General features: G+C 65.4%; 3 protein-coding genes. 1 reads left to right on the forward strand and 2 read right to left on the reverse strand.

Features of this window, described 5'->3' with window-relative positions; genetic code table 11:
* Positions 1–1012: sodium:proton antiporter (locus EOA27_RS29335; protein WP_127257866.1), on the reverse strand; the 1012-nt coding region annotated here is incomplete at its 3' end.
* 292 nt (positions 1013–1304) lie between these two features.
* The gene (pncA, locus tag EOA27_RS29340; protein WP_126079973.1) at positions 1305–1919 is read right to left on the reverse strand and encodes a bifunctional nicotinamidase/pyrazinamidase; all 615 of its coding nucleotides are present in this window, start codon (positions 1917–1919) and stop codon (positions 1305–1307) included.
* Positions 1920–2221: 302 nt separating this feature from the next.
* On the opposite strand from pncA, the gene EOA27_RS29345 reads away from it, so the two are divergent.
* Positions 2222–3079: a xanthine dehydrogenase family protein subunit M gene (locus tag EOA27_RS29345; RefSeq protein ID WP_126079972.1), complete on the forward strand. Its 858-nt coding sequence runs from the start codon at positions 2222–2224 to the stop codon at positions 3077–3079.
* Positions 3080–3087: the final 8 nt, after the last annotated feature.

A 3087-nucleotide genomic window follows, 5' to 3' on the forward strand; every position in this document is an offset into this window, starting at 1 on the left:
GCACGATGCAGATGAAGATGCCGGCAAACAATTTCGCCACCTCGGCGATCGGCCCCCAGGTGAAGCCGTTGGCCTCGCGATGGCTCTTGTACGAGACCTTCAAGGACAGGAAGGCCAGCACCAGGATGATGACGTCGCGCACCAGGTTCTGCAACTCGAGGCTGACGCCAAGGATTGGGATGCTGACGCCCGGCTTCCAGCTCGCCGAAAGCAGGATCGCGCCGATCACGCCGGCGAGCAGCGGCAGGTTGGCGAGCCCGCGCAGGCGCACCTTTGTATCGGGCGTCGGGTCCTTGATCTTCGGCATGCCGGCCTCGCGGCGATGCAGGACCAGATCGATCGCCAGGAACACCGCCAGCACCAGCCCGCCGACAAAAAGCGTGTCCGGCAGGATGTGCACTGTCGTCCAGAAGAAATCCACGCCGCGCAGGAAGCCGACGAACAGCGGCGGATCGCCGAGCGGCGTCAGCGAGCCGCCGATGTTGGAGACCAGGAAGATGAAGAAGATCACCACATGGGCGTTGAACGGCCGGTTGTCGTTGGCGCGCAGCATCGGCCGGATTAGGATCATCGAGGCGCCGGTCGTGCCGATGACCGAGGCAAGCAGCGCGCCGATGAGCAGCAGCCCGGCATTGGTGAGCGGCGTGCCGTGGATGTTGCCGGCGAGCAGGATGCCGCCCGAGATGGTGTAGAGCGCGAACAGCAGGATGATGAAGGACATGTATTCGCTGAGCAGCGTGTGCAGCACGGCCTCGCCTGCCGTCGGTATGCCGAAAGCGACGGCCAGCGGGACCACCGCCAGCGCTGCCCAGCCGGCGGCGATCTTGCCGTAATGATGTTCCCACAGGTGATGAAAGAGCAGCGGTCCGGTCGCGATCGACAGCAGCAGGCCGGCAAAGGGCAGTCCCCACCATAGCGACATGGCGGCGCCGGGCAGTTCATGGATTTCGGCGGCCAGCGCCTGCCCTGGGAGCAGCAGCGCTATGGCGAGCGCCGCGAATGGAAAAATCATCCGGCCGCGGCGCGTTTTCCCTTCTCCCCTTGTGGGAGAAGGTGGATCGGCGCGATAGCGCCGAGACGGATGAGGGGTGTTCCAGCGGAGTGAGACGCCGGCTTTCCCTGGAGCACCCCTCATCCGTCGCCTTCGGCGACACCTTCTCCCACAAGGGGAGAAGGGGGAACCCGCTTTCCGGCGCCGCAAACCAGCTATCTCCTCTCCCCTCGGGGAGAGGTCGGATTGCCCCGAATTGCCCTTCGCAATTCGGCTGGCAATCCGGGTGAGGGGGCCTTTCCCCACGGTCCGGTCAATCCGCCGAGTGGTCTTCGAGCGTCACGCCGGCTTCGCGCATGCGCTTCAGCATCGCCTCCACCGAGCCGTTGAGGTCGATGCCGCGGCAGGCGTCGAGCCGGACTGTCGTCTTGAAACCCTGCTTCACCGCGTCGAGCGCCGAGAAGGCAACGCAGAAATCGGTGGCGAGCCCGACCAGTGTGATCGTGTCGATGCCGCGCTCCTTGAGGTAGCCGCCAAGGCCGGTCGGTGTCTTATGGTCGTTCTCGAAGAACGCCGAATAGGAGTCGATCGCTGTGCGGAACCCCTTGCGGAGCACCAGCTCGGCCTTGGTCCAGGCGAGCCCGGAATGGAAATCGGAACCGAGGCTGCCCTGGATGCAATGGTCCGGCCACAGCGTCTGCGGCCCATAAGGCATCTCGATGGTTTCAAACGGCTGCTTGCCCGGATGGCTGGAGGCGAAGCTCGAATGTCCGGCCGGGTGCCAGTCCTGCGTCAGGATCACGTGGTCGGTCCGCCGGATCAAGTCATTGACCAAAGGCACGATCTCGTCGCCGCCGGCCACCGCCAGCGCGCCGCCTGGACAAAAATCGTTCTGCAGGTCGATGACGATCAGCGCTTCGTCGGCCATGCGGCTTCCCTCTCGTTTGGGCCCCCCTGGTATCGGCTTGAGGCTCCAGTCCAAAGCCGCTGACGCGACCGGACACGGAACCTTGACCAGATGGGCGGCGGCGTCAACCTCCGGCACCATAACAATCGCGTTCAGGTCCTTGCCCTGCCAACTCCGGCTTTGACAATTCCGAACGGCCTGATATCATTTGCATACGAATGAATTTGACCGGTCTGGATACCGGCGGAAAGTCCCAGGGCAAGGCGCTTTGGGCGGGCCAATCGGGGACGGCTCGTTTCTGGGAAGGTTCTGGAAGGCAGAGCGTGATCCGTTACGCGAAACCCACCACGGTCGACGAGGCGCTCGCGCTGCTTGGCGAGGATCGCTGGCGCATTCTCGCCGGCGGCACCGATTTCTACCCCGCCCAGGGCGCAAGACCCTTCCGCGACAACATACTCGACATCAACGGTCTCGCCGAACTGCGCGGCATCGAAGAGACGGACGAAAACTGGCGGATCGGTGCCCGCACCACCTGGACCGATATTGTCCGTCACCCACTCCCGCCCGCCTTCGACGCGCTGAAATCGGCCGCGCGCGAAGTCGGCTCGGTCCAGATCCAGAACGTCGCCTCGATTGCCGGCAATCTCTGCAACGCCTCGCCCGCCGCCGACGGCGTGCCGGCGCTGCTTGCGCTCGACGCCGATGTCGAATTGCGGTCGGCGAAAGCCCCCCGTCATCTGCCGCTCGACGCGTTCATACTTGGCAATCGCCGCACGGCGCTGCAGCCAGGCGAGATGGTCACAGCCATCCGCGTGCCGAAGCGTTCCGCGGTCGGCACCTCGGCCTTCGTCAAGCTCGGCGCCCGTCGCTACCTCGTCATCTCGATCGCCATGACTGCGGCGCGGCTCGTGGTCGAGAATGGCGTCGTCGCCGAAGCGGCGATCGCGGTCGGATCCTGCTCCGCGGTCGCCCGCCGCCTCGCAGGCGTCGAGGCGGTCCTGCGCGGGCGTCCGATCGGTGAGGCGCTTGCCGACGCGGTGCTGTCGGCGCCGTTCGATGAATTGTCGCCGATCGCCGATGTGCGCGGCAGCGCCGAGTATCGGGAGCAAGCGGCGCGCGAGATCGTCGTCCGCGCCGTGCGCTCTGCAATTGGCCTCGACCAAGGCAAGGTGGCCGCATGAGCATGGTC

It is taken from the genome of Mesorhizobium sp. M2A.F.Ca.ET.037.01.1.1 (assembly GCF_003998075.1).
GTDB lineage: Bacteria > Pseudomonadota > Alphaproteobacteria > Rhizobiales > Rhizobiaceae > Mesorhizobium.

Excerpts from the sequence above, each read along its gene's own strand:
- pncA (WP_126079973.1), bottom strand. The coding sequence starts at position 1,919 with ATGGCCGACGAAGCGCTGATCGTCATCGACCTGCAGAACGATTTTTGT.